We start from the raw sequence: 23,484 nt of genomic DNA, 5'->3' as shown, positions 1-23,484 counted from the left end.
GGTCCTCTCTATCGCTTGGTCTTTGCGGCGCGGGATTCGAACTTGCGGGCCACCAAGCTCAGCGGGATGGTGATCACCAAGTAGAACAGGCCGGCGACAACCAGCGGGGTGATGCCGGCATCGATTTGCGAGATGCCGTCGCGGCCGAACTTGGTCATTTCGTACTGGGCCATCGAAGCACCGAGGATGAAGGCCAAGGAGGTGTCCTTGGTCAGCAGGATGATTTCGTTGGTCATCGGCGGCAAGACGATCTTGAAGGCCTGCGGGATCACGATGGTGACCATGGCGCGCCATGCTGGCATGCCCAGTGAACGAGCGGCTTCGGTCTGCCCCTTGGGCACTGCCTGCAAGCCTGCACGCAGGGTTTCTGCAATGTATGCTGCCGAGACCAAGCCCAGGGCGCACATGACGTTGACCGGCTGCGGCCACTGTGTTCCAAAGGCCTGCGGCAAGCCGAAGCCGAAGGCCAAGAGCACCAGGATTGCCGGGACGCCGCGGAAGAATTCAATGAATGCGGTGGCGAACCAGCGGTAGGGCGCAAATGACGCCATTTTCATCAGTGCCAGAAGCAGGCCAAGGACCAAGCCGAAGGCGAAGGAAATGATGGTGTAGAAGATGGTGTTCTTCAGGCCCACCAGGATCATGCCTGGGAACATTGGCCCCAGCTTGTCGAAGGAGAAGAAGGCGTAGACTGCCTTGTCCCAGTCGACTGCCAAGACCAATGCGATGATCGCGATGATGAAGATGGCGATCTGGATGGTCTTGCTCATGCGGGCGCGCTGACGGGTGGTCATTGCCATGCTTGATTACCTCTCATGCAGGAAGCGGAGGCAGGGCTGCCAACCTGTGGGCGCAGCCCGATGCCCCCGCTTGCCTTGAAATCAGATGATGCTCGAGAATTACTTCTCGCCGAACCACTTCACGGTCAGTTCTTCCATGGTTCCTGCATCGGTCAAGCGCTTGAGGGTGCCGTTGACCAATTCCAAGGTCTTTGGCTGGTCCTTTGGAACTGCAACGCCCAGCTGCTCGCCGGTCTTGAAGTCGGCAACAACGCTGAAGCCTTCTTTGTCCTTGATGGAGTAGCCGAGTACCGACTGGTTGCCCAGCAGCGCGTCGACCTGGCCAGCCAGCAGTGCCTGGGTCTGCAAGCCGGCATCCTCGAAGCCTACGATGTTGGTCAGTCCCTGTTCCTTGGCGTACTTCTCACCGGTGGTCGCCTGCTGGACGCCGACCTTCTTGTCCTTGGCGGATTCAAGATCCTTGATGCCTGAACCGTCTGCCGAAATCAGCACCAGGTCGTCATCCATGTACGGGGTGGAGAAATCCATCTTGGCCGAACGCTCTTCGGTGATCGAGATGGAGGAGATCGCTATATCGCACTGGGTGTTGAACAGGCCGGATTCGATGGAGTCGAAGCTGGCGTCGATGACGTTCAGATCCAGTTCTGCATCCTTGGCAATCTCAGCTGCGATGTCCATGTCGAATCCGACGTTCTTGCCATCCTTGACGAACTCGAATGGCTCGTAAGGAATATCTGAGCAAATGGTGAGCTTGCCTTCGTTCAGCGGGAATGAACCAGCTTCGGCTTCACCTTCAGAACCGGAGCCGGAACCGCAGGCGGTGAGCGCCAGCAGTGCAACGGAGGTGACAGCAACTGCGGAGGCGAACTTCTTCTTGAGACTACGCATAGGATCAGAACCTACTTTCGGGTAATGCGAGTGGATCATTGCGTAGCCATAATCATAACCACGCCAGCACTAGGCTGAGATGCACCTCACACATGACGCGCCGAGAGTAAGGATTGTTTATGCTCAACCGGGTGCTACCCGGCCATCGTCCCTCGCACGGACTGGGCCTACTCGGCTCCCAAGGCCTGGCGCATGGGACGCATCTTGGCCCACGACTCGGCTAATTCATCTTCCGGCACCGAGCCGGGGACAATGCCGCAGCCGGCGTACAGGCGCATCAGCTTTTCGTCTTCCAGGATTCCGCCGCGCAAGGCGATGCCGAATTCGCCATCTCCACGGCTGTCAACCCAGCCGACCGGACCTGCGTACGGGCCGCGGTCCATTCCTTCCAGTTCGCGCAAGAGCACGCCGGCCTTCTTGGTCGGGGTGCCGCATACGGCTGCGGTCGGATGGAAGATCTCGGCAACATCCAGTGCGGTAGGCAGGGTGCCGGCGGCATCTGCGCGCAACTGGGCACGGACGTCGCTGGCCAAATGCCACACATTGGGAAGCTGGAGAATGAATGGTTCCTCCGGGGCATTCATGCCGTGCGAAATGGGATTCAAGGACGCGGTGAGCGAATCGATGGCCAGCTGGTGCTCATTGCGCTGCTTCGGATCCTCAAAGAGGTTGCGGTGCGCGAAGTCGGGATCCTCGGCACCAGCGGCAGCGCGGTCCAGGGTTCCTGCCAAGACGCGGGCCTCGGCCAAGCCGCCGGTCACGCGCACCAGCATCTCCGGGGTGGCGCCTACCAAGCCGTCAACAGAATAGGTCCAGCAATTGCCATACTGCTCGGTTAGCGCATCGACGATGCGGGCCAAGTTGATCGGGGTGGAACTATGCGCCAACACGTCACGGGCCAGCACCAGTTTGGAGATTCCGCGTTCCTCGAAATGGCCCAGCGCATGGTCCACGGCTTCAAGGTAGGAACCGGCGGTCAGTTGTCCGCTGGTCAGCTCGATGCTGCCCGTTTCGGCTGCCGGCAAGGATGCATCTGCCATCGCTGATTCGGCGCGTGCCAGGGCCTGCTGGTAGGTCAGTCCGTTAAGTTCCTCGGCGCTGCCGGTAACGGTGATCCATGACTTCTCCTCATCGCGGCCGATAACCAGCTGGGGGATGACCAAGCGCGATTCGAAAACGCTGGTGAAGGAAAATGCGAAAGAGCCAAAAGACACCAGGCCGCTGCCCGGGCGGGAGATCGGGTCGATGATCCGAGCCTGCTCGATGACCTGTGCGAACCATGCGCGTGCACGCGCAAAGCGCTCTTCACCGTGCGTGTGCAGGCGGGCGGCAGTGCCGAAGCCGACCAAGCCGTGGCCGTTGCGGGTCCATACCAGGCTTCGGTGACGCAATGAGTCGGCCAGCAGTGTTTCGGGGGCATCGAGGTATTCGAAGGTGATGCTGGTGAGAACAGGAGCCGACGGCTGATGAGCGCTGGCGCTAAGAACGGGCGAATCTGCAGACATGATAAGGCTAAGCCTACCGCGCAATGCCGGGGAAAAAGGCTTGCGGGTGTCCGTGGTCACCCCTGTGAGATCGGCCGGGTCGGGTGAGAAGTGCAGGGGGAACCCGGTAAACTCTAAATCGACCTCTCAGGTCGCTGGTACCAGACCGGTAGGCCCGGCTCCGGCCATGCCAGCAATGTGCAGTTGAAAGCATCGGCTAGAGTGAAGAGATGTTTGCGTGCATCTTGCAGGCAAGATTGCCTTCGCACACCGCGATGGCCAACCCGATGAAAGATAAGTAAGCCGTAGAACAGTGACTGATTCGAAGAGCAACTGGACCGCAGCCGGACATGACGTGTCCGACTCGATTGAGCTGAATCCTGAAACCGCTGCATTAGCTGCGGCCATCAATCTTCCCTCGGGCTTCGCTTTGCTGGCCGAGGATCCGGACTTCGGTCCGGCTATTTCCATGGGCATGGCAAAGGTGGAGAAGCTGCTGCGCGATGCACTGGCCAACTCCGACCCCTTGATCGACGCATCCAGCCGCCACCTTGTCGAGGCCGGGGGCAAGCGCGTACGCCCGCTGCTGGTGCTGCTGACCTCCCTGCTCGGCGAAGGCGTCAACGATGAGGTCATCAAGGCGGCGGCTGTCGTGGAACTTACCCACCTGGCCACCCTGTACCACGATGACGTCATGGACTCCGCTCCGATGCGCCGCGGCGCACCGACCGCACACGAAGTGTGGGGAAACTCCGTTGCCATTCTCGCCGGCGACCTGATCTTCGCCCGTGCCTCGGTGTTCGGCTCCGAACTGGGTCCAGAAGCAGTCATGTGGCAATCACGCACCTTCGAACGCCTGTGCCTGGGACAGCTGCATGAATCCATCGGCCCCCGCGAGGGCGATGATGCCATCGAGCACCACATCCAGGTGATCAGCGACAAGACCGCATCGCTGCTTTCGACCTCCGGCGCTTTCGGCGCGCGTTTCGGCGGTGCGCCTGACTACATCGAGGTGCTGCGCGAGTACGGCGAGAAGGTTGGCATTGCCTTCCAGGTCGCCGATGACGTGATTGACCTGGCGTCCAAGGAAGCCGATTCGGGCAAGACTCCGGGCACTGATTTGCGCGAAGGCGTGCCGACCCTGCCGATTCTGCTGCTTCGCCAGGCGGCTGCGGACGGCGACACCCAAGCACAGCAGGCTGTCGAACTGGTCGATGCGGACCTGACCAGCGATGAAGCCCTGGCGGCCGCTGTAGAAGCAGTGACCGCCCATCCGGCAATCCACGAGGCCTGGAAGGCCGCGCGCAAGTGGGCCGATGATGCGATTGCCGTCCTGGCTCCGCTGCCAGAAGGCACCGTGAAGCAGGCGCTGATCTCCTTCGCCGATGCGGTGGTTACCCGCGAAGCCTAGACGGGATTGAACAAGCAAACCCCGGAAGACTGCGAAAGCCTTCCGGGGTTTCCTTGTGCTCGGGGCCTGCTTCTGCCCACATGCATGCTCCTGCTTATCTGATGATATCCTCGCGGGTCAGCGGCTGCGGATGTTTGGGGGAGAAGAGCGCCAGGCGCAGCTGTTCTGCTTTGCTCGCCCGCTCCTGGATTGAAACCCGGTGGCGCAGCTGCCGATAAAGCTCGTCATCGGCGTAGCGCGGGAAAACATGCTGGTGATAATGCCACACGTGCTGATTGCCCGCCGGCTCATTATGCTGCCGGGTACTCGTGCCTTCCGGATCCCAGGCCAGCTTCATCGCCAAGGCGACGCGCTTGGTCTCGCGCATGATGGCGGCACCAGTGGCCTCATCGAGGTCATAGAGCGCCTCCAGATGCGCGGTAGGAATGATCATCACATGACCGCCGTAGTTCCCGAACCCATCACAAGCCATGATCGCTGCCACAAGTTCGGTCTGATAGATCAGATCTGTGGGCGCGCACAAGTTGTCCTGACTGAAGGGCAGGTCGTTGACCAGCTCGCAGAAAGGGCACGCGTAATTGGCTGGTTCATGGGAACGGTGGAGCACTAGTCCTCCAATTCGGCGGCCAGCTCTTCGAAGACCCAGGCGAACATGTCCAGGGTGAATTCGCTGAAGGTGCCTTCCTCGCTGGTCCATTTGCCCTTGGCATTGTTGCGGCGGTAGACGATTGGATCGGGAACATCGAGCTGGGACGCCTTGAAGCCCCAGACGAACTTCTCTTCCTCGTCTTCCAGGAACAAGAGGTAGCCGTCTTCGATTTCCAGTTCTTCCGGATCGAAGAAGTAGTGGTAGGCCTCCATGAAATCTTCATTGTTGCCCAGCGCACGATAGAACTCTTCAAGGACGAAGGGAATTGGCACCTCGGACTGCGCCAGCCCTTCGCGCAATTCTTCGGCGCTCAGGCCATCGGCCTCGTTCCACTGGTCTTCCAAGTACTTGGGAACCAGGGAACAGAACTTCTCTAGAAACATGTCTGCCATGTCTTTATCCTATCGAGATTAGCCCAGCTCAAGGGCGCTCAACGCGATCCAGAGCTGGACTCGGTCGCTAGTCACATTCGGGTCGTAGCCGGAAAGGTCTGAAATCTGCTGGATCCGGTAGCGCACCGTGTTGCGGTGCAGGCCCATGGACTCTGCCACCGCGCCCACCGAGCCATCGCGGTTGAGATACTCGCTCAACGTCAGCAACAGGTCGGAATCGTGGGAGGCATCGAACTCCTGCAGCGGCCCCAGCACTTCGATGGCCAAATCCTGCAGGGGAACATCGTGGGCGGCGAGCAGGAGCGAGGTGAGTGACAGCTTGGTAGGCTCGTTGACCCGTTCGCCGTGGCGCAATGACTCCAGGGCCTCGAAGTAGCTCCAGCGGATGCCGGTGGTATTCGGGTAGCGTCCGCCGTAGCCCACGCGCGCCGGAATGCCGGCCGCGAGCAGATACTCATCGAGGTGCTTGACCGACAGCTGCACCTTGCTATGCGCAACGATGATTGCCAATCGGCCATCGATGATCGCCGAAACCTGCGAGGAGAGATCGGAAGGCAGCGGCAGGGTTTGCAAGCGCTCGATCTGGCTTGGAGCCTGGACCAGGATGACCGAGTGCTCGCGCTGGGTGTTCAAGCCCAGAGCGCCCAGGCGTCCAGCCGCATCGGCGCCGACCAGGGCGCCGCCGGCGAGGTCTTCGAGCACTTGGCCGTTGGCGTGGCGCTGCGAAGCGCGCAGCCGGGACTTGTTCGCCAGTTCCAGGCCGATCAGCGACTGCGCGTAGTCGACTACTTGCTGGTGGACGTAGGGCTCGGCAATATGCAAGGTGCACTTGTCGCGCAGCCCGGTGGCCACCGGGCGTTCATGCCAGGAACGCGCCGGATCATAGTCGCCGCTGATCACTTCTCCGTGCAGGGTCAGTGCCACTTGGGTGCCGAGCATGCGTTCGAGTTCCTCGAGCATGCTGTCAAGATCCGAGGAGAGCAGTGTCTGGGCCAGCTTCTGGTGGGACTTCAGCAGGCTTTCAACGCGCTTGAGATGATCGGAGTTCAGTGCTTCGGCAATCAGCCGGGTGATCGCAGCAAAAGGTATCTGATAGGGAACCTCGAAGACGGGAAGTCCTACTTCGCGGGCGGCGTCAACGGTCGCCTGCGGTACCGAATCGTGCTCCAGTCCTGTGCCAAAACCCAAAGCTACGGCATCATTGGCCGCAAGGACATGGACGAACTGCCGTTGCGCGGCTTTGGTCTTCTGGCGAACGCCCGTGGTCAAGACAATTTCTCGTCCGGTCAAGAACTGCGAAGGGTCGAGTAGTTCGGTCACCGCACCCCAGGTGATGACCATGCCATCGCGGTGACTGTGTTCAGTTAGCGGCCGAAGATCGAGCTCGTCATGTTCCAGAAGACCGCGTAAACTAATTGCCATATAGTCATTCTAGTGGGAGAGCGAAAAGTTCCCGATTTAGCAAAATGCTCAAAATGTGGACACGCAAGCTCTAGAAATGACCACAATGTGAAAGTTTTGCAGTAGCTTAGACACATGAGCACTCAATCTTCATCGCAGGGCGCTCCACTCGCAACAGAGAAGCGTGAGACTTTCAGCTCCCGAAAGTTGTTCATCCTCTCAGCGATTGGTTCGGCCGTTGGTCTGGGAAACATCTGGCGTTTCCCCTATGTCGCCTACGAAAACGGCGGCGGCGCATTCTTGATCCCGTACCTGGTCGCAATTCTCTGCGCCGGCATCCCGCTGCTGTTCCTCGACTACTCGATCGGCCACCGCTACCGCGGCTCCGCCCCGCTGGCGTACCGCCGGGCTAACCGCAAGGCTGAGGTCCTGGGTTGGTGGCAGGTACTGATCTGCTTCATCATCGCCATCTACTACGCGGCCATCATTGCCTGGGCCGCCATGTACTGCTGGTTCTCCATCACCAAGGCATGGGAAACGAACGCAGACGGCGCCTCCGGCTTCTTCATGAACGACTTCCTCAAGGTCTCGGACAACGTCAATGTCGGGTTCGACTTCGTGGGCAACATCTTCATCCCGATGTTCTTCGTCTGGCTGGTCACCATCGTGATCATGGTCGCCGGCGTGAACAAGGGCATTTCCCGAGCCAACGCGGTCTTCATGCCGCTGCTCATCGTGATGTTCCTGATCCTGGTCGTCCAGTCGGTCTTCCTGCCAGGCGCCATCGACGGCCTGAATGCATTCTTCACCCCGGACTTCGCGGCACTGTCCAACCCGGCGGTGTGGGCTGCAGCCTTCGGGCACATCTTCTTCTCGCTGTCCGTTGCCTTCGGCATCATGGTGACCTACTCGTCGTACATGAAGCGCAAGAGCGATCTGACCGGTTCGGGCTACGCTGTCGCCTTCGCCAACTCCAGCTTCGAACTGCTGGCAGGCATCGGCGTCTTCGCCGCTCTGGGCTTCATGGCCTACAACGCCGGCAGCTCCGTGGACGAGGTTGCCACCTCCGGCATCGGTTTGGCTTTCATTGCCTTCCCGACCATCGTGTCCGAAGCGCCGCTGGGCTCGCTGATCGGTGTGCTGTTCTTCGGCTCGCTGGTCTTCGCAGGCCTGACCTCGCTGATCTCCATTCTTGAGGTGATCGTGGCGGCATTCCAGGACAAGCTGGGCTGGAAGCGCGTCCCAGCGACCCTGGTCGTGGGCATTCCGGTTGCAGTGATTTCGCTGGTGCTGTTCCCGACCACCACTGGCCTGTACCTGCTGGACACCATGGATGCCTTCGTCAACCAGTTCGGCATCCTGGCCTGCGCCCTGGTCCTGGTAATCGTCTTCGGTGCCGGCCTGGGCATGCTGCCGAAGCTGGCCAAGCACCTGAACCGCCATAGTTCCATCAAGCTGGGAACCGGTTGGAAGGTCCTGGTTGGCGGCATCGGACCAGCCGCCCTGGGCTACATGCTGATCAACGAATTGCAAAGCAAGATGGCCGAGTCCTACAGCGGTTACCCTGTCTGGTTCAACGGCATCTTCGGCTGGGGCATGGCCGGTGCGCTGATCGTTGGCGCGATCGTGCTCTCGCTGATTCCATGGAGCAAGAACTCGAAGATCGATGACCCCGAGTTCGACCAGCATCGTGCGAATGTCGAGGCCGAGGAAGTTCCTGAAGCCGCTGGAAAGGAGTACTAGCCATGAGTGCCATCGCGATTGTCTTCATGATTATCTCCATGCTCACCATTTGGGGCGGCCTGGCCGTCTCACTGATCAACCTGAGTCGTCATCCTGAAAAGCAGGACGACGATGTGATTGAGCCAGCTGGCTCGGCAGGAAACTAGAACCTGCACGCAGCATCAGGTTGGAGGCCTCTGGGCTTCAAGCTACGGCTTGGAACGCAGAGGCCTCTTTCTTGTGCAAATGCACTGTGCGACACGAAGTGCGTTGTGCCATTCAGCGTAGTCCGCTGGTGGCCAGGAGAATACTCTCTAGTTATAGAGAAAACTGGGCAAGCGAGCTCACCAACAAGTTCTGGAAGGACAAGCACATGGACGTTACCTACCGCATTGATCAGAAGCGCAAGATCAACGGTCCGTTCCCCGGCCCGAAGTCGCAGGAACTGACCGCCCGTCGAGCCAAGGCAGTTGCCGCAGGCGTGGCTTCCAGCCTGCCGGTATACGCCGCAGAGGTGGATGGCGGCATCATTGTCGATGTCGACGGCAACCAGCTGATCGACCTGGGATCCGGCATCGCGGTGACCACCGTTGGCGCTTCGAATCAAGCGGTAGCCAAGGCCGTCGCCGAGCAGGCAGCCCGCTTCACGCACACCTGCTTCATGGTCGCCCCGTACGAGAACTACATCGAGCTGGCCGAGAAGCTCGCTGCCATCACCCCGGGCAACTTCGAGAAGCGTGCGGTCTTCTTCAACTCCGGTGCCGAAGCGGTAGAGAACGCCATCAAGGTCGCCCGCATTGCCACCGGCCGCCAGGCAGTGGTCGCCTTCGACCACGCCTACCATGGCCGTACTAACCTCACTATGGGTCTGACCGCCAAGGCAGCTCCATACAAGCGCGGCTTCGGACCGCTGGCACCGGAGATCTACCGCATGCCAATGAGCTACCCGTTCCGCGAGGAAAACCCGAACATCTCCGGCAAGGAAGCTGCCGAGCGCGCCATCCTGGCCATGGAGAAGCAGATCGGTGGCGACCAGATCGCGGCGATCATCATCGAACCGATCCAGGGCGAGGGCGGCTTCATTGTTCCAGCCACAGGCTTCCTGCCGCGCATTGCCGAGTGGGCCAAGGAAAACGGCATCGTCTTCATTGCCGACGAGGTCCAGGCAGGCTTTGCCCGCTCCGGCGCATGGTTCGCGTCGGATATCGAGGGCATCGAGCCTGATATCGTCACCCTGGCCAAGGGCATTGCCGGTGGCATGCCGCTGTCGGGCATCATCGGCCGCGCCGAACTGCTGGACTCTGTGCACGGCGGCGGACTGGGCGGCACCTACGGCGGCAACCCGGTAGCAGTGGCCGCAGCCCTGGAATCCATCAAGTTCATGGAAGAGCAGGACCTGGCGGGCCGCGCCCGGCAGATCGAAGAGAAGTTCTTCACCCGCTTCGGAGCGCTGCAGAAGGACATCAAGGAACTGGGCGACATCCGTGGCCGTGGCGGCATGGTCGCGATGGAATTCGTCAAGGCCGGGGGCAAGGAGCCGGATGCCGCACTGACCAAGGCGATCGCCGACGAATGCCTGGCCCAGGGTGTGCTGATCCTGACCTGCGGCACCTACGGCAACGTGGTGCGCCTGCTGCCACCGCTGGTCATTGGCGACGAGCTGCTCGAAGATGCGTTCAACGTCCTGGAAGACGCCATCCGCAAGGCTATCGCCTAAGCAGCTGCGATCTAGGCCGAGTACGGCGAAAGCCTCGAATCTCCCTTCGGAGATTCGAGGCTTTCGCTTACTCAGTTCTCATGCCAACCGGTGCTCAGCCCAGCTTCTTCGGTTCGGGCATGGAACCAGTGCGAGGAATTCGCATCATGTCCACGAGTACGAAGATGACTGCAACCCAGACCAGTGCGAAGCCAACCCAGCGTTCAAATGGCATGTGCTCGCCGAAAACCAGCAGCCCCAGGATGAACTGCAAGAGCGGGGCGAGGAATTGGAGTGAGCCCAGCGTGCTCAATGGCAAGCGGCGAGCCGCACCCCCGAAGAGCAATAGTGGAACAGCGGTGATGATGCCGCTTCCGGCCAGGAGCAGGAGCCCCGGAACGTCAGCCGAGAACAGTGCCGACTGATCGGCAGCAGCCAGCCAGATCAGATAGCCGAAGGCCAACGGGGTCAGCCAGACGGTTTCAATGGTCAAAGATCCCAAGGCGGTGCCGCTTTGGCCCACCTTGTTCTTCACCAGACCATAGAAGCCAAAGGAGAATGCCAGCCCGAGGGAAATCCACGGAACCCGTCCCAGTCCGACGGTCAGGACAACCACGGCAACAGTGGCGACGCCGACGGCGATCCACTGCAGGCGACGCAATTTTTCCTTCAGGACCACGACGCCCAGGAGGATCGCCACGATTGGGTTGATGAAGTAGCCCAACGATGCTTCCAGCACATGCCCGGTCAAGACAGCCAGCGCGTAGAGCGTCCAGTTGGCCGCGATCAGCACACTGGCCAGTCCCAGCTGCCACATGGCCTTGGCGTCCCTAAACATGGCCAGGAACTGCTTGAACTGGCGGGTGAATGCCAGCAGAAGCAGGCAGAAAACCAGCGAGAAGATTACCCGGACGCCAACGAATTCGAGGGCCGAGATGGCAGGCAGCAGTAGGAAGTAAGCCGGGAGCATGCCCCAAATCAGGTATGCGGAGGTGCCTTGGATCAGCCCATAACTATGTTCCGAGCGGATCGGTTTGGCAGTACTTAAGGACATGCAGGGCGCACACTTTCAGAATCGCAATAGGTCGGAGGAACGGGCTAGCCGGAAATAAGCTGTGGCACCGCATCTTAAAACTACAACGTCCAGCCTCCCGGTATATTCCCCTGCCCTGCGGGTGCCTGCAACCGGGGGTGCCGATGTGATCTTCTCACCGGAACATATTTGGAATTCCAGTCGTTGACTAGACTAGAGAACACCAACTTGGTTTGCTTCATTGAGGGAGTGCATCGCCGTGCATGGACATAACAACGGACTCAAAACCGCCTTTTTGATGGGTGGAATGTTCGCCCTGTTGCTGGCCATCGGCTCGCTGATTTCCGCGGGTACCGGCCGTTCGATGTTCATATGGATCTTCGCCTTGATCGGCCTCGCAAGTACCGCCTACAGCTATTGGAATAGCGACAAACTGGCCCTGCGCTCAATGCATGCCTACCCGGTCATCGAAGCGGAACAACCGGAAATGTACCGCATCGTTCGCGAGCTTTCGATGAACGCGCAGCAGCCGATGCCGCGCCTGTATGTTTCCCCAACCACTTCGCCGAATGCCTTTGCTACCGGCCGCAACCCGCAGAACTCGGCGGTGTGCTGCACCGAAGGCATCTTGCAGCTGCTTAACGAACGCGAGTTGCGCGGCGTGCTGGGCCATGAACTGATGCACGTCTACAACAGGGATATCCTCACCTCATCGGTGGCCGCGGCCATTGCCGGCGTGATCACTTCGGTGGCGCAGTTCCTGATGTTCTTCGGAGGCGGCAACAGCAACGACAACCGCGGGGTGAACCCGATCGCTTTGATTGCCTTGTCGCTGCTGGCACCATTGGCTGCGTCCATCATCCAGATGGCTGTGAGCCGCACCCGCGAATACGACGCCGACGAAGATGGTACCAAGCTGACCAATGATCCCCTGGCGCTGGCAAGCGCGCTTCGCAAATTGGAATCGGGGATCTCCCACGCTCCGCTGGCGTCGAATGACCAGAAGCTGGTCAACAGCTCGCACCTCATGATCGCCAACCCCTTCGGTTCGCGCCTGAAGCGCATGTTCTCCACCCACCCTCCGATGGAAGATCGCATCGCGCGGCTTGAAGCAATGGCCGGCGGCCGCGGGTACTAAGCCGAATGCGCTGGAGCAGGTGACCGCTCCTGCGGATCGACCTGTTGTAGCAGCGCTCCATGGGCGATCGGAGACTCGCGTCTGCGGGAAGTTGAAGCCCTGGGGGGGGAAAGCCTCAAAGGCGTTAACCCAGAACCGTGATCGCGGCATGCTTCTCATCAACAGACCACGAGGAGAAAGAAAAATGACCGACAGCGAAATCCGTTTTCCTTCGCTGGGTGATGCGATTGCTGGCCGGTTGACGACAGGTGTGGTGAAGGGAGCGGTTGCCCTCCTGCTCGCGTGGATCATTACGCTGTTCATCGATGTCGACATGGCGTTTGACAGGATCGCGGTCGCACTAGTTCTTGCGTTTGTCCTATCCGAGATTGCGGGCGCAGTCATTGAGCGGCCCATCGTGCTCCGCGATCGCAGGCCCAATCCCGGCGGGTTTGCCTACGTTTTCCTGCCGTTCACGGCGTCAATAGTGATCAGTTTTGTTGCTTCTTACGCTCTCCACCGTTCCATAAGTGCCAGTGCAGTGGTGACGGCTGCAGTGGCAATCTGCAATTTGGCAGAGCTGCTCTGGATGAAAAGTTGGATTCCTGGGCCGACTCCTGAGGAAGAGCAGGCCACAATCGATGAATTCACGGCGATGACGAAGGAGCATTTTGCCGACGATGTGGAGGAGATCAAGCGTGGTGCCAGGGAGAGGACCCGCGACAGGTACTACAAGAAGAAGGCCCGTGACGAGGCCAAGGCGCAAAAACGCAAAGGCGATGGCAAACGGACACGTTGAGCAGTCGGACGAGAGTTTTCGGTAATCCAGCAAAAAGCCGGGGGCAGTTACCCATCCACCACGGATGGGTGACAGCCCTCGGCTCTTGCGAAGTACGTCTAGCAGGCTGAGATGAGCCCTACCGGAAGTTCACGAACTGCAGGTCTGCTTCTTCGAAGTCGCGCAGCAGAGCCATGGTGGCCTGAAGATCATCGCGGGACTTGGACGAAACGCGCAGCTCATCGCCCTGGATCGTGGACTTGACGCCCTTAGGTGCCTCATCGCGGATCAACTTGTTGATCTTTTTGGCGACGTCCTGGGCGATGCCCTCCTTGATGCTCGCTTCGATGCGGTATTCCTTGCCCGAAGCGAAAGGGTCACCGGCATCCAACGACTTCAGCGAAATGCCGCGCTTGACCAGTTTGGACTGGAAAACATCCAGTACAGCGTTGACGCGCTCTTCCGAGTTGGCCTTCATCAGGATCTTCTCGCCGCTGAAGTCAATTTCAGCGCCAACGCCCTTGAAGTCGTACCGCTGGGCGATTTCCTTCTGGGCCTGGTTCATCGCGTTGGCGACTTCCTGGCTATCAACCTTGCTTACGACGTCGAATGTGGAATCACTAGCCATGTGAGTACTCCTAGTTGAAACGGGTCTGATTCGCTTCATAGCCTACCGGTTTTAACATTCAAATTCGGGGTGTGATCAGGCTTACAGCAAAAATGCCCCTCTCGATTTCACAACTCCGGAAAACTCCTGTAGAGTTATTTCTCGTTCCGACAAGAGCAAATGTTCTTGAAGCGAACATACTCGGCAGATTACCCGAGCGGCCAAAGGGGGCTGACTGTAAATCAGCTGGCAACGCCTTCACTGGTTCGAATCCAGTATCTGCCACAAAATAACTCCCGGATCCCAGGATCCGGGAGTTTTTTGCATATGGAGAACTTGCGCGGCCATCGGGTTGGTTTTATTCCCGTGCTCAACCAAGATCACCTTTCTACGTATTTCAAATAAGGATCGGCTACCGTATAACCATGGCAACGAAAAATGTGAGCGAAGACGAATTCGCGCAGCTGATTGATGAGAACGACATCGTCCTGGTGGACTTCTGGGCTGCCTGGTGCGGTCCATGCCGCAATTTTGCGCCGGTGTACGAGCAGACTTCCGAGAAGTTCCCCGATGTAGTGTTTGCCAAGGTGGATACCGAAGCGGAACAAGGCTTGGCCCGCGCTGCGAACGTCACCTCGATTCCGACCATCATGGCGTTCCGCGAGAATGTCCTCGTGTTCTCGCAGGCTGGTGCGCTGAACCAGACCCAGCTCGAAGACCTTGTTACCGCCGTCAAGGGCATTGACATGAGCGAAGTGCATAAGCAGATCGCAGAGGAAGCCGCGCAGGCAGACTCCTAGGAATTCCCATAGACTTCGGGCTCCCTTACCGCCGCCGGTGATCCAGCGGTGCGTATCGGGGCCCGAAGCTTTGTTTTCTCTGCCCCGAGAGCTGCAGCAAGCGGACCACGCGTTGCCGATGCGGGGCATAGGGCGCCAGCAGGTCAAGCATCTGCGCATCGCTGATTCTTGAACCGGCAAGCACCTGTCCAACGAAATCTGCCAGATGGAAATCTCCGACGGAAATGTGATCAGCAGATCCATGGGAACGCTGCAGCGTCTCGGCAATGGTCCATGGTCCGATGCCCGGCACCGACGCCATCGCCGCTTCCAGGGTTCCCGGTGCCATTGCCTTGGGCTTTGGCTGGTTTATCGGCTTATCCGCCCACCACTGCAAGCTGCTGGCAACCCGCACCACGCGCGCCATCGTGGTGGCCCGCTGCCCCTCAACACGCGCTGCTTGCCAGTCCCACCGCTTCATCGTTGCCAATTTCTGCGGACCGGGGAAAATCATCAGGCCCTCGGGCGCCGGGCCCGGGGCCCGGTGGCCCAGGTGGCGGATCAGCCAGCGCCACGCGTAATTCGCTTCGATCCCGGTGACCCGCTGTTCCAGGATCGCCCCGGCCACGTGCTCGAAGATCCTGCCGGTGCTGGGCAGAATGAAATCCGGATGATCGAAGCGGGAGCGCGCGATGATCTCCGGGAACTTGCCTTCTTTGACTCCCGCGTCGAAATCGGTCCAGTCATCTTTCGCACCCAGCAAGTTCGGTGCCGATTCCATGGCCCACTGGGCGCCAGGACCCCAGGCCTGCAATGCGGCTGGCGAGCTCGGGGAGGGCTTATGGATCTGCAAAGTTGCATCCCCGAGCGGCGTCGCAAAGGCCAGCCACGCCTCGGTCTGCGACAGGCGGATCGTCGGATCGCCCAGGCCGCGGCGCAAGATGCCCAAGGTCTTGGGCAGGGCCACCGGGCGCTGCGGATCGTAGCTGGCGGTCAACGACTTCTCCATGAAACGCATCCTATAACTTCGTGCTCGGGATTCCTGGGCCAGCATCGCTATCACCAGAGAAAAGCGTGCGTCCACTGCGTGACGTTTCGCTACGCCTCGGAACGACATGTATGACATCCGCCGGTAAAGTTCTTGACATGAAGTATGCGTCCACAGTTCTAGACCTGATCGGCAATACCCCTTTGGTGAAGCTCAACCGAGTCACCGACGGGATCAAAGCCACCGTACTGGTAAAGCTCGAGTACCTGAATCCGGGCGGTTCCATCAAGGACCGCATCGCATTGAAAATGGTCGAGCGTGCCGAGGAATCCGGCCAGCTCAAGCCCGGTGGAACCATCGTGGAACCGACCAGCGGCAACACCGGCGTCGGCCTGGCGATGGTAGGCCAGCTCAAGGGCTACAACACCATTTTCGTCACCCCCGATAAGGTGGGCGAGGAAAAGCGCGACGTGCTGCGCGCCTACGGTGCCAAGGTAGTAGTTACCCCAACCGCGGTGGCTCCGGATTCGCCCGAGTCCTACTACGGCGTATCCGACCGCCTGGTCACCGAAATCGATGGCGCATACAAGCCCGACCAGTTCTCCAACCCGGGAGCGCCTGACAGCCACTTCGAGACCACCGGCCCGGAAATCTGGAATGACACCGACGGCAAGCTGACCCATGCGGTCATCAGCGCAGGAACCGGCGGCACCATCACCGGCACCGGACGCTACCTCAAGCAGATCTCCGCTGACCGCGCTTCCGGCCCGGTGAAGATCATCGCCGCTGACCCGGATGGCTCGGTCTACTCCGGCGGCACCGGACGCCCCTACTTTGTCGAAGGCGTCGGCGAAGACATGTGGCCGGGAAACTACGACCCCTCCGTGCCGGATGCCGTGGAGCCGGTCACCGATGCCGAAGCATTTGAGATGACCCGCCGTCTGGCCAAGGAAGAGGGCCTGCTGCTGGGTGGTTCCTCGGGCATGGCTGTCGTCGCCGCGTTGCGCGCCGCCAAGGATCTGGGCGAAGACGACGTGGTTGTCGTGATCGCACCGGATGGCGGCCGCGGCTACCTGGCCAAGATCTTCAACGACCAGTGGATGCTGGACCAGGGTTTCACCACCGATGAATACTCCGCGCTGGACTTCATCGGCGAGGCGCTGGCCAAGCAAGGCACCGCGACAGTGCCATTGGACACTACCCTGGCCGAGGCGGCCAAGGCGCTGCGCGAGCAGGGCGATGACGCGCTGGTCGTAGCCACTGCACCACTGCCTGCGCGAATCGGCGAGATCCGCGGCGTAATCGGTGCCAGCGACATCACCGACGCGCTGCTGGCCGGTGCAGAACCAACCAGCACGCTGGCAGATCTGGGCGACCTGGCAATGCCATTCATTGGCACCGCAGACACCCCGGAGCATGCGCAAGACTTGCTCAAGAGCCACCCGGCCGTGCTGCTGACCAAGGGCGGCGAAGTGATTGCCGCGGCCACCGCAGCCGACCTTCTGGCCTACACCACCCGCTAGAGACTTCACCACAAAGGATTGATATCGATGACTGAAAACCATCAGGGCGCAAACACCCGCTTTGTCCACACGGGCCAGGAATTCGAACCGGTTACCGGCGCGGTAGTTCCGCCGCTGCACTTCTCCTCCACCTACGCGCAGGACGGCATTGGCGGCCTGCGCAACGGCTACGAGTACGGCCGCGGCACCAACCCGACCCGCGACTCGCTGCAGGCGCAGCTGGCCGGCGCCGAATTCGGCAACTACGCTTTCTCCTTCAGCTCGGGCCTGGCCGCCGAGGATTCGCTGATCCGCGCCATCCTGCGCCCGGGCGACCACATTGTGCTGGGCAACGACGTCTACGGCGGAACCTTCCGCCTGATTGACCGCGTCCTGGGTGCATGGGGCATCGGCAACACCCCGGTGGACATGGGGGACGAGGCGGCCCTGGCCGCTGCCATCGAGAAGAACAAGGCGAAGCTGGTGTGGGTGGAAACCCCGTCCAACCCGATGATGAAGATCACCGACATCGCGAAGGTCGCAGAGATTGCGCATGCTGCCGGCGCACTGCTGGTCGTGGACAACACCTTCGCCAGCCCGTTCCTGCAGCAGCCGCTGACCCTGGGGGCCGACATCGTGGTCCACTCGACCACCAAGTACATCGGTGGCCACTCCGACGTGGTGGGCGGCGCGGTGATCGTCAAGGACGCCGAGCTGGCCGAGAAGATCGGCTTCATCCAGTTCGCCGTGGGCGCCGTTTCCGGTCCCATGGATGCGTTCTTGACCACCCGCGGCCTGAAAACCCTGGGCGTGCGCATGCGCACCCACTCGGAGAACGCCGCGCAGGTGGCCCAGTGGCTGCGTGAACGCAGCGAGGTCGAGCGCGTGCTCTACCCGGGCTTCGAAGACCACCCGGGCCACGAGATTGCCAAGAAGCAGATGTCCGGCTTCGGCGGCATGGTCTCCGTGCAGTTCAACGGCGGGGAATCGGCAGCCCGCAAGATTGCCGAGAGCACCAAGCTGTTCACCCTGGCTGAATCCCTGGGCGGCATCGAGTCGCTGATGAACTATCCGTCGGAGATGACCCACGCTTCGGTGAAGGGCACCGAGCTGGCAGTTCCAGTGAACCTGCTGCGCCTGTCGGTCGGCATCGAAGACCCTGCAGATCTGATCGAAGATCTGGAGAAGGCCTTCACCAACCTGTAAATGCGCATGACGCAAAGGACCTGGGTTCTGCTGCCCGCCAAGGGCAGCAGAACCCAGGTCCTTCGTGCATTGAACCGGGTTCCGGTCCGGCTACCGGCGGCGCTTGGCCGGCTTGGGATCGACGATCTTGAAGTACCTGTTGCTCGCCGGCATCCACATCAGCACCACGCTGAACATGATGATGGCGGCCAGCAGCGAGTATCGTCCGAACCGCAGCAGCAGCGGCAGTGCGGCAATCAGTCCCAGCCAGGACAGCTGGGCGCGCGCTGCCCGGTCGCCGGTGAACAGCCGGTATCCCAGCACGCCGCAGGCGATGCCCGCTGCGGCGAAAAAGACCATCAGCGCAATGCTGCCGAAATCCAGTGCGGAGTCCCGGCTCTGCTCATAGGCCAGGAAGCCGCCGAAGCCGAGAAAAAGCACTCCGGCCAACAGCCAGAGCATCTGGGCGACGAACAACCCGCCGGGGGTGGGCTCATCGGGACGTCGTGGAAAAAGTGGTTTCTTCACGTGCTTAACCCTACGTGCTCTGGCGCGGTGCCCGATCTCACACGGCTTCGACACTGACAACTCAGTGCCGTTCAAGCTAGCATTAAGTGTTCGCGAACATCAGGGTATCCCTCTCGCATCCAGCCCAATTTTTGAGGCTGGAGCCTTCTCGTGTTGTATTTTCCGCAAAGTGTGTGCGGGTCTTTATGTCATAGGGGAGCGCTTGATGAGCGTGACTTGTATCTGACTGTGCAGCCTATACGTCGTTTCTTTGGGGACGGCCAAGGCCTATCCCCAAACGAATGAGGTAATTCTTCGTGTCTTCTGACATGCCCGTAAACACCAACGACAACCAGACCCCGGAAGAGCCAACCGTGCTCTTCTCCGAGCTTGGCTTGGATGCCCGCGTGCTTGCATCGCTTGCCGACCTTGGCTACGAGAAGCCATCGCCAATCCAGGCAGCGACCATTCCACTGCTCCTCGAAGGCCGCGACGTTGTCGGCCTGGCCCAGACCGGTACCGGCAAGACTGCTGCTTTCGCACTGCCTGCCCTGTCCCGCATGGCCGAACTGGCTGACACCAACGGTCCAGCCAAGACCCCGCAGATCCTGGTCCTGGCTCCAACCCGCGAGCTGGCCCTCCAGGTCGCCGAGGCCTTCACCTCCTACGCCAAGTACCTGCCGAACTTCACCGTTCTGCCCGTGTACGGCGGCTCCCCATACGGCCCGCAGCTCAACGGCCTGCGCCGTGGCGCACAGGTCGTCGTGGGCACCCCAGGCCGTGTGATCGACCACATCAACAAGGGTTCCCTGGACCTGTCGAACCTGCAGTACGTGGTGCTGGACGAGGCCGACGAAATGCTGCGCATGGGCTTCGCCGAAGAGGTCGACAAGATCCTGGAAGCGACCCCGGAAGAGAAGCAGGTTGCCCTGTTCTCGGCCACCATGCCACGCACCATCCGCCGCATCGCTTCGGAATACCTGCGCAACCCGCAGGAAGTCGCCGTGAAGTCCAAGCAGTCCACCGGCACCAACATCACCCAGCGCTTCCTGCAGGTCATGGGCGCGCACAAGCTTGACGCCATGACCCGCATCCTCGAATCCGAGGAATTCGACGGCGTGATCACCTTCGTGCGCACCAAGATGGCTACCGAAGACCTGGCCGACAAGCTCAAGGCCCGCGGCTTCACCGCTGCCGCCATCAACGGCGACATCCCGCAGCAGCAGCGCGAGCGCACCGTGGAGAACCTGCGCTCGGGCAAGATCGACATCCTGGTGGCTACCGACGTGGCGGCCCGCGGCCTGGACGTCGAGCGCATTTCGCACGTGATCAACTTCGACATCCCGCATGACACCGAGTCCTACGTGCACCGCATCGGCCGCACCGGCCGTGCCGGCCGCAAGGGCGACGCGATCCTGTTCATGACCCCGCGCGAGAAGTACCTGCTGCGTGCCATCGAGAAGGCGACCCGCCAGCCGGTGACCCAGATGCAGCTGCCGTCGCTGGATTCGGTCAACGACCGCCGCATCCAGAAGTTCACCGACCGCATCGACAAGACCATCAGCGGCCAGGACCTGACTACTTTCCGCGAGATCGTGGAGAAGTTCGCTGCCGAGCACGAGGACCTGGACCACCTGGAAATCGCGGCTGCACTGGCTTTGATGGCCCAGGGCGGACGCCCGCTGCTGATGACCGAACCGGTCATGTCGCCTGCGAAGAAGGCCCGCATGGATCGCCCGGAGCGTGGCGAACGCGGTGAGCGCGGTCCACGTGCCCGCAAGACCGCTGCCGAGGGCAACGCCATGTACCGTCTGGCAGTTGGCCGCCGCAACCGCGTGCAGCCAGGCTCGATCGTTGGCGCGCTGGCCAACGAGGGCGGCTTCGATTCTTCGGAAATCGGCGGCATCGACATCCGTTCGGACCACACCCTGGTGGAGCTGCCAGCAGAGCTGAGCAAGGACCAGTGGCGTGCACTGTCCAAGACCCGTATTGGCGGCGAAGCCATCGATCTCCAGCTCGACAGTGGCCGCAGCCCGCGCCGTGACGACGATGGCGACCGCGGTGGTTTCCGTGGCAGCCGTGGCGGCTACGGTGGTGGACGTGGCGGCCGTGGTGGATTCGGTGGCGGACGCAATGGCGGACGTGGCGGATTCGGCGGCGGACGCGGTGGCAAGGACCGCTACAGCGATTCGAACCGCAGCGGTGGACGTCGCGACTACTAAGCCTGCAGCGCACAGCTGAATAGCACTGGATGACGCCCTTGGGGCAAGCCGAAAGCTTGCCCCAAGGGCGTTTTCGCATGCCCGGGCTAATTACTCGGCAGGGGTCCCGACGGGGATCTCGTCCCCGAGATAGACCGTGCCCCCGCTTTCCAGGAACTGCCTGCTTTTCTGCGCCATCCCGGCCAATGCCGCCTGCGCCTCGGCCGAGCCGTATTCGTCGCGGATATCCTGGGAAATGCGCATGGAGCAGAATTTCGGCCCGCACATGGAACAGAAGTGGGCAGTCTTCGCAGGCTCGGCCGGCAGCGTCTCGTCATGGAATTCCTGCGCGGTGACCGGATCGAGGGACAACGCGAACTGGTCATTCCAGCGGAATTCGAAGCGAGCCTTGCTCAGCGCATCATCCCGTGCCGTGGCACCCGGATGCCCCTTGGCCAGATCTGCCGCGTGCGCCGCGATCTTGTAGGTGATCACCCCGGTCTTCACGTCATCCCGGTTGGGCAGCCCCAGATGCTCCTTGGGGGTGACATAGCAGAGCATCGCGGTACCGTAGCGGGCAATCTCCGTGGCGCCGATGGCGCTGGTGATGTGGTCGTAGCCCGGCGCGATATCGGTAACCAGCGGGCCCAGGGTGTAGAACGGGGCCCCGTCGCACAATTCCTGCTGGCGCTCCACATTCTCGCGCACCAGATGGAAGGGGATATGCCCCGGGCCCTCGACCATCACCTGCACATCGTACTGCCAGGCGCGCTTGGTCAGCTCGGCCAGGGTATCCAGCTCGGCGAATTGCGCTGCGTCGTTCGCATCCGCGATGGAGCCCGGGCGCAGCCCGTCGCCCAGCGAGAAGGCCACGTCGTACTGAGCGAAGATCTCGCACAGCTCATCGAAGTGGGTGTAGAGGAAATTCTCCTGGTGGTGCGCCAGGCACCATCCGGCCATGATGGAGCCGCCGCGCGAGACCATGCCAGTGACCCGGTTGGCGGTCAGCGGGATGTAGCGCAGCAGCACACCGGCATGGATGGTCATGTAATCCACGCCCTGCTCGCACTGCTCGATAACGGTGTCGCGGAAAATCTCCCAGGTCAGCTTGTTGGCTTCGCCATTGACCTTCTCCAGCGCCTGGTAGATCGGCACGGTGCCGATGGGCACGGGGGAGTTGCGGATGATCCATTCGCGGGTGGTGTGAATGTCCTCTCCGGTGGACAGGTCCATCACTGTGTCGGCACCCCATTTGGCGGCCCACTGGAGCTTGGAGACCTCTTCAGCGATGGAGCTGGTCACCGCCGAGTTGCCGATATTCGCATTGATCTTGACCAGGAACGCCTTGCCGATGATCATCGGTTCGGATTCCGGATGGTTGATGTTTGCCGGGATGATGGCTCGTCCGGCGGCGAGCTCGCTGCGCACCAGCTCGACATCGCATTCCTCGCGCAGCGCCACATAGCGCATTTCCGGGGTGATGACCCCGGCGCGCGCATAGTGCATTTGCGTCACGCGGGCTCCCCCAACGGCCCGCAGCGGAGGGGCCGAACGTCCAGCCCATTCCGCGCTGGCCGTGCCGCGGCGGACCGCTGAGCGCCCGTCGTCGTGCAGATTGCGCTCGCGGCCGGCATAGGTTTCCACATCCCCGCGCTCCCGGACCCATCGCTCGCGGAAGGGTGGCAAGCCCTGGGTCGGTTCGCTTCCCGGTCCGCTGGTGCGATACACCGACAGCGGCTCGTTGGGCTTTCCATTGGGGGAGTCTGCCAGATGGATCTGCGTGACGGGAACAGAAATTCCCGCAGATTCGCGGTAGGCAAGGGTGTGGGCAGGGTGCTGTTCAAATTGTTCCACTTGGAAACTCACTTCCTTCGCCGGCATTACCCGGACAGGTTCAACGGTCGCGGACGGCGATAGCCCGATCTCAGCCCTTGCCAGGGCACCCGTGTGGTCGCGAACAACTTAGCACGCTTGGGAGGAGGAAACGCAAATCCAGTGGTCAGAACAGTGACATCAAGTCAGGATGCGGGCACTGGCCCCGGCGGCAGGAGATAGTTTCTGGAAGCGATCAGTCTCTTGCGGCGCGAATCCGGAATCTGGGAAAAAGGGCGTGGCAGATAACTGGCGAAGCAGCGCGGGCGCAGGCTGAAGCGATGGCCGCGCGATGGGGCACTGAGAGCGGTAGATAAGCGAAAAGAGAAGCAATCTGGAACCAGATTGCTTCTCTCATTTCGAGCCCCCTGCCGGAATCGATCCGGCGACCTCGTTCTTACCAAGAACGCGCTCTACCACTGAGCTAAGGGGGCAACAGGTAAATACTTTACACAGGTTTTCGAGGTTTGCA

At 60.9% G+C, this 23,484-nt stretch carries 21 protein-coding genes, 2 tRNA genes and 1 riboswitch; of the genes, 11 read left to right on the top strand and 12 right to left on the bottom strand.

The window, feature by feature from the left end; all coding sequences use genetic code 11:
* Nucleotides 1–8: 8 nt before the first annotated feature.
* The 3 genes from ACR9WD_RS11870 to ACR9WD_RS11860 all read right to left on the bottom strand — a co-directional run bounded on the left by ACR9WD_RS11870 (nucleotide 9) and on the right by ACR9WD_RS11860 (nucleotide 3,193).
* Nucleotides 9–800 (bottom strand): amino acid ABC transporter permease, encoded by a 792-nt coding sequence (locus ACR9WD_RS11870; RefSeq protein ID WP_073705867.1) that lies wholly within the window; start codon nucleotides 798–800, stop codon nucleotides 9–11.
* Nucleotides 801–899: 99 nt separating this feature from the next.
* Entirely contained in the window at nucleotides 900–1,688 is a 789-nt protein-coding gene (locus tag ACR9WD_RS11865; RefSeq protein WP_038992261.1) for an ABC transporter substrate-binding protein, read from the bottom strand.
* Nucleotides 1,689–1,855: 167 nt separating this feature from the next.
* Nucleotides 1,856–3,193: an isochorismate synthase gene (locus tag ACR9WD_RS11860; RefSeq protein WP_149597156.1), complete on the bottom strand. Its 1,338-nt coding sequence runs from the start codon at nucleotides 3,191–3,193 to the stop codon at nucleotides 1,856–1,858.
* Nucleotides 3,194–3,485: 292 nt separating this feature from the next.
* Here ACR9WD_RS11860 and ACR9WD_RS11855 point away from each other — a divergent pair, with 292 nt between their 5' ends.
* A complete protein-coding gene (locus tag ACR9WD_RS11855) occupies nucleotides 3,486–4,583 on the top strand; it encodes a polyprenyl synthetase family protein (protein ID WP_066140850.1) in 1,098 nt (365 codons plus the stop codon).
* A 94-nt stretch (nucleotides 4,584–4,677) separates the two neighbouring features.
* Here the strand turns inward: ACR9WD_RS11855 and ACR9WD_RS11850 are convergent, their stop codons facing one another.
* The 3 genes from ACR9WD_RS11850 to ACR9WD_RS11840 are packed head-to-tail and all read right to left on the bottom strand — an operon-like array spanning nucleotide 4,678 to nucleotide 7,046.
* Nucleotides 4,678–5,190 carry an HIT family protein gene (locus ACR9WD_RS11850; protein WP_073705869.1) on the bottom strand — a complete coding sequence of 171 codons (513 nt, stop codon included), beginning with the start codon at nucleotides 5,188–5,190 and terminating at the stop codon, nucleotides 4,678–4,680.
* Nucleotides 5,190–5,624, bottom strand: coding sequence for a hypothetical protein (locus tag ACR9WD_RS11845; protein WP_038992256.1), 435 nt, complete (start codon nucleotides 5,622–5,624; stop codon nucleotides 5,190–5,192). Before ACR9WD_RS11845 ends, ACR9WD_RS11850 begins: the two co-directional genes overlap by 1 nt.
* Before the next feature lie 18 nt (nucleotides 5,625–5,642).
* Nucleotides 5,643–7,046 carry a PucR family transcriptional regulator gene (locus tag ACR9WD_RS11840; protein WP_066140841.1) on the bottom strand — a complete coding sequence of 468 codons (1,404 nt, stop codon included), beginning with the start codon at nucleotides 7,044–7,046 and terminating at the stop codon, nucleotides 5,643–5,645.
* Between the two features lie 114 nt (nucleotides 7,047–7,160).
* Here ACR9WD_RS11840 and ACR9WD_RS11835 point away from each other — a divergent pair, with 114 nt between their 5' ends.
* From ACR9WD_RS11835 to gabT, 3 genes are all read left to right on the top strand, one after another.
* Nucleotides 7,161–8,768 carry a sodium-dependent transporter gene (locus ACR9WD_RS11835; protein WP_434922124.1) on the top strand — a complete coding sequence of 536 codons (1,608 nt, stop codon included), beginning with the start codon at nucleotides 7,161–7,163 and terminating at the stop codon, nucleotides 8,766–8,768.
* Between the two features lie 2 nt (nucleotides 8,769–8,770).
* Nucleotides 8,771–8,914, top strand: coding sequence for a methionine/alanine import family NSS transporter small subunit (locus tag ACR9WD_RS11830; RefSeq protein ID WP_073705872.1), 144 nt, complete (start codon nucleotides 8,771–8,773; stop codon nucleotides 8,912–8,914).
* A gap of 206 nt (nucleotides 8,915–9,120) precedes the next feature.
* Complete coding sequence (gene gabT / locus ACR9WD_RS11825; RefSeq protein ID WP_038992253.1) at nucleotides 9,121–10,464, top strand: 4-aminobutyrate--2-oxoglutarate transaminase; 1,344 nt, start codon at nucleotides 9,121–9,123, stop codon at nucleotides 10,462–10,464.
* A gap of 94 nt (nucleotides 10,465–10,558) precedes the next feature.
* Here the strand turns inward: gabT and rarD are convergent, their stop codons facing one another.
* Nucleotides 10,559–11,497, bottom strand: a complete 939-nt coding sequence (gene rarD / locus ACR9WD_RS11820) for an EamA family transporter RarD (RefSeq protein ID WP_038992251.1) — start codon at nucleotides 11,495–11,497, stop codon at nucleotides 10,559–10,561.
* 238 nt (nucleotides 11,498–11,735) lie between these two features.
* On the opposite strand from rarD, the gene htpX reads away from it, so the two are divergent.
* Entirely contained in the window at nucleotides 11,736–12,614 is an 879-nt protein-coding gene (htpX, locus tag ACR9WD_RS11815; protein ID WP_434922123.1) for a zinc metalloprotease HtpX, read from the top strand.
* A 184-nt stretch (nucleotides 12,615–12,798) separates the two neighbouring features.
* On the top strand, nucleotides 12,799–13,392 hold the full coding sequence (locus ACR9WD_RS11810) for a hypothetical protein (RefSeq protein ID WP_038992248.1): 594 nt from the start codon (nucleotides 12,799–12,801) through the stop codon (nucleotides 13,390–13,392).
* A gap of 118 nt (nucleotides 13,393–13,510) precedes the next feature.
* Here the strand turns inward: ACR9WD_RS11810 and ACR9WD_RS11805 are convergent, their stop codons facing one another.
* Complete coding sequence (locus tag ACR9WD_RS11805; RefSeq protein ID WP_038992247.1) at nucleotides 13,511–13,999, bottom strand: YajQ family cyclic di-GMP-binding protein; 489 nt, start codon at nucleotides 13,997–13,999, stop codon at nucleotides 13,511–13,513.
* Nucleotides 14,000–14,181: 182 nt separating this feature from the next.
* Here ACR9WD_RS11805 and ACR9WD_RS11800 point away from each other — a divergent pair.
* Together ACR9WD_RS11800 and trxA are read left to right on the top strand one after the other, a co-directional pair.
* Nucleotides 14,182–14,263, top strand: a tRNA-Tyr gene (locus ACR9WD_RS11800).
* Nucleotides 14,264–14,403: 140 nt separating this feature from the next.
* Nucleotides 14,404–14,778: a thioredoxin gene (gene trxA / locus ACR9WD_RS11795; protein WP_038992246.1), complete on the top strand. Its 375-nt coding sequence runs from the start codon at nucleotides 14,404–14,406 to the stop codon at nucleotides 14,776–14,778.
* A gap of 25 nt (nucleotides 14,779–14,803) precedes the next feature.
* Here the strand turns inward: trxA and ACR9WD_RS11790 are convergent, their stop codons facing one another.
* Entirely contained in the window at nucleotides 14,804–15,766 is a 963-nt protein-coding gene (locus ACR9WD_RS11790) for a DNA-3-methyladenine glycosylase family protein (protein WP_434922122.1), read from the bottom strand.
* Between the two features lie 137 nt (nucleotides 15,767–15,903).
* Here ACR9WD_RS11790 and ACR9WD_RS11785 point away from each other — a divergent pair, with 137 nt between their 5' ends.
* Both ACR9WD_RS11785 and ACR9WD_RS11780 read left to right on the top strand, forming a co-directional pair.
* Nucleotides 15,904–17,268, top strand: a complete 1,365-nt coding sequence (locus ACR9WD_RS11785) for a pyridoxal-phosphate dependent enzyme (protein ID WP_038992244.1) — start codon at nucleotides 15,904–15,906, stop codon at nucleotides 17,266–17,268.
* 27 nt (nucleotides 17,269–17,295) lie between these two features.
* Nucleotides 17,296–18,453 (top strand): cystathionine gamma-synthase, encoded by a 1,158-nt coding sequence (locus tag ACR9WD_RS11780; RefSeq protein ID WP_434922121.1) that lies wholly within the window; start codon nucleotides 17,296–17,298, stop codon nucleotides 18,451–18,453.
* 90 nt (nucleotides 18,454–18,543) lie between these two features.
* On the opposite strand, the gene ACR9WD_RS11775 is transcribed toward ACR9WD_RS11780, so the two are convergent.
* Entirely contained in the window at nucleotides 18,544–18,960 is a 417-nt protein-coding gene (locus tag ACR9WD_RS11775; RefSeq protein ID WP_285673619.1) for a hypothetical protein, read from the bottom strand.
* Nucleotides 18,961–19,268: 308 nt separating this feature from the next.
* Here ACR9WD_RS11775 and ACR9WD_RS11770 point away from each other — a divergent pair, with 308 nt between their 5' ends.
* The gene (locus ACR9WD_RS11770) at nucleotides 19,269–21,161 is read left to right on the top strand and encodes a DEAD/DEAH box helicase (protein ID WP_149597748.1); all 1,893 of its coding nucleotides are present in this window, start codon (nucleotides 19,269–19,271) and stop codon (nucleotides 21,159–21,161) included.
* 90 nt (nucleotides 21,162–21,251) lie between these two features.
* On the opposite strand, the gene thiC is transcribed toward ACR9WD_RS11770, so the two are convergent.
* The gene (gene thiC, locus ACR9WD_RS11765; protein ID WP_038992337.1) at nucleotides 21,252–22,994 is read right to left on the bottom strand and encodes a phosphomethylpyrimidine synthase ThiC; all 1,743 of its coding nucleotides are present in this window, start codon (nucleotides 22,992–22,994) and stop codon (nucleotides 21,252–21,254) included.
* A riboswitch (TPP riboswitch) is annotated at nucleotides 22,990–23,097 on the bottom strand. It overlaps the preceding gene by 5 nt.
* Before the next feature lie 277 nt (nucleotides 23,098–23,374).
* Nucleotides 23,375–23,446: transfer RNA gene (locus tag ACR9WD_RS11760), tRNA-Thr, on the bottom strand.
* Nucleotides 23,447–23,484 lie beyond the last annotated feature (38 nt).

Origin of the sequence: Glutamicibacter sp. PAEs-4, assembly GCF_051161755.1 — a bacterium.
In the GTDB taxonomy this organism is placed as follows: domain Bacteria; phylum Actinomycetota; class Actinomycetes; order Actinomycetales; family Micrococcaceae; genus Glutamicibacter; species Glutamicibacter nicotianae.
This window is presented reverse-complemented; position numbering and strand designations above follow the sequence as displayed.